Origin of the sequence: Microbacterium sp. SD291, from assembly GCF_017355365.1 — a bacterium.
GTDB lineage: Bacteria > Actinomycetota > Actinomycetes > Actinomycetales > Microbacteriaceae > Microbacterium.
In genome coordinates this window covers 181191-187531 of sequence record NZ_JADIJR010000003.1, presented here as the reverse complement: position 1 = coordinate 187531, position 6341 = coordinate 181191, and the positions used below count along the sequence as shown (strand labels likewise).

5 protein-coding genes are annotated in these 6341 nt (G+C 69.1%); all 5 read left to right on the top strand.

Features of this window, described 5'->3' with window-relative positions; genetic code table 11:
* Positions 1–370 (top strand): HNH endonuclease signature motif containing protein (locus IPV10_RS03375; protein ID WP_207480414.1); only part of this gene is annotated, 370 nt, incomplete at its 5' end.
* Between the two features lie 127 nt (positions 371–497).
* Positions 498–1268 (top strand): isocitrate lyase/phosphoenolpyruvate mutase family protein, encoded by a 771-nt coding sequence (locus IPV10_RS03370; RefSeq protein ID WP_207480412.1) that lies wholly within the window; start codon positions 498–500, stop codon positions 1266–1268.
* 45 nt (positions 1269–1313) lie between these two features.
* A complete protein-coding gene (locus tag IPV10_RS03365) occupies positions 1314–3071 on the top strand; it encodes a proline--tRNA ligase (RefSeq protein ID WP_207480410.1) in 1758 nt (585 codons plus the stop codon).
* Positions 3072–3153: 82 nt separating this feature from the next.
* A complete protein-coding gene (locus IPV10_RS03360) occupies positions 3154–4233 on the top strand; it encodes a TIGR00730 family Rossman fold protein (protein ID WP_207480408.1) in 1080 nt (359 codons plus the stop codon).
* 44 nt (positions 4234–4277) lie between these two features.
* Positions 4278–6332, top strand: coding sequence for a PhoX family phosphatase (locus tag IPV10_RS03355; protein ID WP_207480406.1), 2055 nt, complete (start codon positions 4278–4280; stop codon positions 6330–6332).
* Positions 6333–6341: the final 9 nt, after the last annotated feature.

Sequence of the window (6341 nt, the reverse complement as noted above, 5' to 3'; positions counted from 1 at the left end):
TCGGCTGCTCACCCACCCGATCACCGGGGCGCTGCTCGCGGTGGACCGGTATCGGCCGTCCGCGCACCTGCGACGGTTGCTGCGGGCGCGGGATCAGCGGTGCCGGTTCCCGACCTGCGGATACCCCGCCGCCGGCTGTGACCTCGACCACACCCACGATGCCGCCCACGGCGGCCCCACCAAAGACACGAACCTCGGCGACCTCTGCCGCAGGCACCACGTCTTGAAGCACCACTCCCCGTGGCAGGTCGAACAGGTCGAAGCCGGGGTGTTCGCCTGGACCAGCCCCACCGGCAAGGTCTACATCGACCGGCCGCCACCCCCGAACACCGTCACCTTCACCGAAGACGACACCCCACCACCCTTCTGACCCGGGAGGCGGACGAACGCGGGGAGGCTGAGGAAACCACAGGGCGGCACGCCGACGGGATCCGCGAGGTGCGTCCTCGAGACATGAATCCTGCCCCGGCCATCCGCTCTCGGGCTAGCGTGGAGTCATGACCAGTGCATCCAAGGCCAAGACCCTCGTCGGACTCTACGAAGCACCGCAGATCCTCCGCGTCGTGAACGTGTGGGACGTCGTCACCGCACGCGCGGTCGCGGCATTGCCCGAGACAAAGGCCATCGCCACGGCCGGTCACGGTATCGCCGCATCGTTCGGATACAAGGACGGCGCGATCCCGCGCGACGTCATGATCGACATGATCGGCCGTATCGCGGCATCAGTCTCCGTGCCCGTCACCGCCGATCTGGACGATGGCTACGACGACGCGGGGGAGACGACCCGCCTCGCGATCGCCGCCGGCGTCGTCGGCGCCAACGTCGAAGACCGTCTCAAGCCGCTCGACGAGTCGGTCGCTGCGGTCGAGGCGATCGTGAAGGCCGCTGCCGCAGAGGGCGTGCCGTTCGCGCTCAACGCCCGCACCGACGCCTTCGTCCGCGCCGGTGCGCGCCCGGTGAAGGAGAGCATCGCCGATGCGATCCAGCGCGGCCGCGCCTACCTCGACGCCGGCGCGACCTGCGTCTTCGTGCCGGGCACTCTCGACATGAACGTCACGCGCCAGCTCGTCGAGGGCATCGGAGAGCGCAAGATCAGCGTGATCGGCCTGCCCGGCGCCCTGGCCGCCTCCGACTACGAGAAGCTCGGTGTCGCCCGCATCTCCTACGGTCCGCTTCCCCAGCGCGTCGCCCTGGCGGCGCTGCAGGAGCTCGCCGGAGACCTGTACGCAGGCGGCGTCATCCCGACCGGACTCCCCGCGCTCAACTGACCAGGCCCGCGAAGGCGGGTGATCACGGTTCACTAGACTTGGCCCGTGGTCACTCGTCTCTCGAACTTCTTCCTCCGCACGCTCCGTGAAGACCCTGCCGACGCAGAGGTCACCAGCCACCGTCTGCTGGTCCGCGCCGGATACATCCGCCGCGCTGCGCCGGGAGTCTTCACCTGGCTCCCGCTGGGCCTGAAGGTCAAGGCGCGCATCGAGGCGATCATCCGCAAGGAGATGGGCGACGCCGGTGCGCAGGAGGTCCACTTCCCCGCGTTGCTCCCGCGCGAGCCGTACGAGCTCTCCGGGCGCTGGGAATCCTACGGCGACGGCATCTTCCGCCTGCAGGATCGCAAGGGCGCCGACTACCTCCTCGCCCCGACGCACGAGGAGATGTTCACGCTGCTCGTGAAGGACCTGTACTCCTCGTACAAGGACCTGCCGCTCACGATCTACCAGATCCAGGACAAGTACCGCGACGAGGCACGCCCTCGCGCAGGCCTGCTCCGCGGCCGCGAGTTCACGATGAAGGATGCGTATTCCTTCGACGCCTCGGATGCCGGGCTCGAGGTCAGCTACCAGGCTCAGCGCGACGCCTACGAGCGCATCTTCCAGCGCCTCGGCCTGGAGTACGTGATCGTGAACGCCGACAACGGCCTGATGGGTGGTGCCCGCAGCGAGGAGTTCCTGCACCCCACCCCCGTCGGCGAGGACACCTTCGTGCGCTCGCACGGCGGCTACGCCGCGAACGTCGAGGCCTTCACCACCGCGGCACCCGAGGCCATCCCGTTCGACGCCGACGCGACTCCCGTCGTCTTCGACTCTCCGGACACGCCCACGATCGAGACGCTCGTCGCGCACTGCAACACCCACCTCGAGGGCGAGTACACGGCGGCCGACACGCTGAAGAACGTCGTGCTGGCGCTGACTCACGTGGACGGCACCCGAGAGCTGGTCGTCGTCGGCATCCCCGGCGACCGCGGCGTCGACGAGAAGCGCGCCGAGGTCGCCTTCGCGCCCGCAGAGGTGTCGACCGCGACCGAGGACGACTTCGAGAACAACCCGCTGCTGGTCAAGGGCTACATCGGTCCCTGGTCGCCGACCGGCGCCGTCCTCGGCGAGGAATCGGCCACCGGCATCCGCTACCTGGTCGACCCGCGCGTCGGCGAGGGCACCGCCTGGATCACGGGCGCGAACATCGATCAGAAGCACGCGCACTCGGTCGTCGCCGGTCGCGATTTCTTCGCAGACGGCATCGTCGAGATCGCCGACGTCCGCGCCGGAGACCCGGCGCCGGACGGCTCGGGTCCCGTGGAGCTGGCGCGCGGCATGGAGATCGGCCACGTCTTCCAGCTCGGCCGCTTCTTCGCCGAGACCCTCGGGCTCAAGGTGCTCGACGAGAACGGCAAGCTCGTCACCGTGACGATGGGCTCGTACGGTATCGGCGTCACCCGGATCCTCGCGATCATCGCCGAGCTCCACAACGACGACAAGGGCCTGATCTGGCCGGCTGCCGTCGCGCCCTTCGACGTGCACGTGGTCGCGGCAGGCCGGGACCAGGTCGCGTTCGAGGTGGCCGAGAGCATCTCGGCCCAGCTCGAGGCAGCCGGTGCCGACGTGCTCTACGACGACCGTCCCAAGGTCTCGCCCGGCGTCAAGTTCGGCGACGCCGAGCTCGTCGGCGTCCCGAAGATCGTGATCGTCGGACGAGGAGCCGCAGACGGCCAGGTCGAGCTCTGGGATCGCAGCACCGGCGAACGAGACACACTGTCCGTCGCCGATGCGATCGAGCGGCTCTCGCGCCGCTGACTCCCGCACGCAGCGTCGCGCCCGCCACCCGCGGAGCGCGGCGTTGCGGCGCGCGACCCGGGTCGCGTGACACGCTGGAGACATGACAGACGAACAGCTGCCCGAGGCCCTCAGCGCAGAGATCAACGCCGTGCTCGACGACGCCGGCGTGAACTCGGATCGCCGGCTGATCATGCGGATGCTGCGCACGGCCGTCCTCCTCGGGGAGGACGACACCGACCGGCTCGACCTGAAGATCGCCTCGGCGGCACTCGCCGAGATGCGCGACGCCTTCCGGCTGTTCGCGCCGTACCGCGGCGTGCCGAAGGTGACCGTCTTCGGATCCGCCCGCACCAGGCATGACGACCCGCTGTACATCCAGGCGCGTGACGTCGCCGCAGCCCTCGCCGACGACGGCTGGATGGTGGTGACGGGCGCAGGCCCCGGCATCATGCAGGCCGCAGCCGAGGGCGCCGGCCCCGAGCGGTCGCTCGGCGTGTCGATCCGCCTGCCTTTCGAGGAGAAGGCCAACGCGTTCGTCGCCGGCAACGATCACGTCGTCGCGATGAAGTACTTCTTCACGCGCAAGCTCATGCTCATGAAGGAGTCGCGGGGATTCATCTGCCTCCCCGGCGGGTTCGGCACCCTCGACGAGATGTTCGAGCTGCTCACCCTGCAGCAGACCGGCAAGGCCGAGCCGATGCCGATCGCGCTCCTCGACGCGAAGGGCGGCTCCTTCTGGCAGGGACTGCGCCGCTTCATCGACGAGGATCTCGCGCCGACCGGCGTCATCTCCGCCGGCGACTTCGACCGGGTGGTCATCACCGACTCGATCGAGGCCGCGCGCGCCGAGATCACCGGATTCTGGCGGAACTACGACTCGCTCCGGTGGGTGGGGGACACCCTGGTGATCCGAATCCGGGTCGCGCCGACCGACGACGAGCTCGACACGCTGAACGAGCGGTTCGGCTCGATGCTCGAGTCAGGGCGGATCGAGCGCTCGGCGCCGCTCGCCCCCGAGCGCGCGGACGAGGACCTCCTGGATCTGCCGCGGCTCGTGCTCGACCTCGACCAGCGCCAGGTCGGCAGCCTGTTCCGGCTGATCGGCGCGATCAACGAGCTTCCGTCTGCTCCCGATCTCAACGAGAGCGGTTCAGCCGCCGTTCACCCTGCTGTCACCTGATCCGAGGAAGCTGACCTCCGCAGCATCCCGACGAGGAGGACCCGATGACACTGGCAGACAACATCCGACGCCCGCTTCCGATGGCCGATCACGTGCGCGGCAAGCGCTCGGCCGTCACCTGCGAACTCAAGTGCGCGAACGCGTGTCTTGGGCCGGAATGCAACACTTCCGCCAACCCCGATTTCCGTTCGATCGCCTCCGCGGTGTTCTCGCGCCGTGCCCTGTTCGGCCTCGGTGCCGCCGCGGCCGTGGCGATCGCCGTCGGCGCCGGACGCGAAGCGCCCCTCTCCACCCCCGGGGCCGGCGCCGCCGGAGACCTCGGAGTCTCCCTCGGCAAGCCCGGCAGGGCCGGCCTCGCCTTCGGCGCGATCAAGCCGGTGGCAGCGGACATCGACGCGATCACCGTCCCCGACGGCTACACCTGGAAGCCGATCATCCGCTGGGGCGACCCGCTCTTCTCGCGCACGCCCGCCTTCTCGCTCGCCGCGCAGACGCCCGAGGCGCAGGCGGAGCAGTTCGGCTACAACTGCGACTACCTCGACATCGTCGCAGACCCGAGCGGCAAGACCGGCGTGCTCGTGAACAACCACGAGTACGTCAACCCGAACATCATGTTCCCGGCGACCACGGATGCCGCAGAGCTGCGCCGCCGTGGTGACATCTACAAGGCCGCCCAGGGCATGTCGGTCGTCGACATCTCCCGCGGCGAGGTCGGCGAGCCGTGGTCGTACGTCGTCGACGGGCGCCGGAACCGCCGCATCACGGTCGAGACGGTGTTCGAGCTGACGGGACCCGCAGCGGGCTCCGATCTCGTCAAGACCGCCGCCGACCCCGAGGGCCGCTGGGTCCACGGAACGCTCGGCAACTGCGCGGGCGGCACCACGCCGTGGGGCACCATCCTCTCAGGCGAGGAGAATTTCAACGGATACTTCGCCTGGGCGGCCGACACCGCTGAGCAGAAGCGCTACTCGAGCACGAGCACGACGTCCACGTCGACCGGGTGGGAGACCTACGACCCGCGCTTCGACGCTCACGACGCCGACTTCGTGAACGAGCCGAACCGCTTCGGCTACATCGTCGAGATCGACCCTCAGGACCCGACCTCCACGCCGCGCAAGCACACCGCGATGGGCCGGTTCAAGCACGAGGGTGCGAACGTCCACGTGGCTTCCGACGGACACGTCGTCGCGTACATGGGTGACGACGAGCGCAACGACTACCTGTACAAATTCGTGTCGAAGAACCGCATCTCCGGTTCCCGCAAGAAGAACCTGGGCCTGCTGAGCGAGGGCGACCTGTACGTCGCGAAGTTCAGCGGCAACTCGCCGGTCGCGGAGATCACCGGAACCGGTGCGCTGCCCGCCGACGGCGCGTTCGACGGCACCGGCACCTGGGTCGCGCTGACCAAGGGCGGCAAGAGCGTCGTCCCCGGCTTCACGACCGAGCAGGTGCTCGTCTACACCCGTCTCGCGGCCGACGCCGTCGGCGCGACCAAGATGGACCGCCCGGAGGACGTCGAGCCGAACCCGGTCACCGGCAAGGTCTACGTCGCACTCACCAACAACTCGCGGCGCAGCGCCGTCGACGAGGTGAACCCCGTCACCGGCAACCGCTACGGCCACGTGGTGGAGCTCACCGAGACCGCCGGCCACAGCGGCACGACCTTCGGCTGGAGCATCCTGCTGCTGTGCGGCGACCCCGCCACCTTCGAGAACGCGTACTTCGCCGGCTTCCCGAAGGAGCTCGTCTCACCGATCTCGTGCCCTGACAACGTGGCGTTCGACTCGGAGGGCAACCTCTGGATCTCCACCGACGGAGCGCCGAGCACGATCGGCCTCGCCGACGGCCTGTTCAAGGTCCCGCTCACCGGATCGGAGCGAGGCCACGTGCAGCAGTTCCTCGCCGTTCCGCGGGATGCCGAGACCTGCGGCCCCGTCATCCACGACAAGGAGGGGCTGGTCTTCGTCGCGGTGCAGCACCCCGGTGAGGACGGCACCTTCGAGGCGCCGAACTCGCTCTTCCCCGACTACGGCTCCACCGCACCCGGTGACGTTCCGAACGCACCGCGGCCGGCGGTCGTGCAGGCATATCGCGCCTGAGCGCACCTG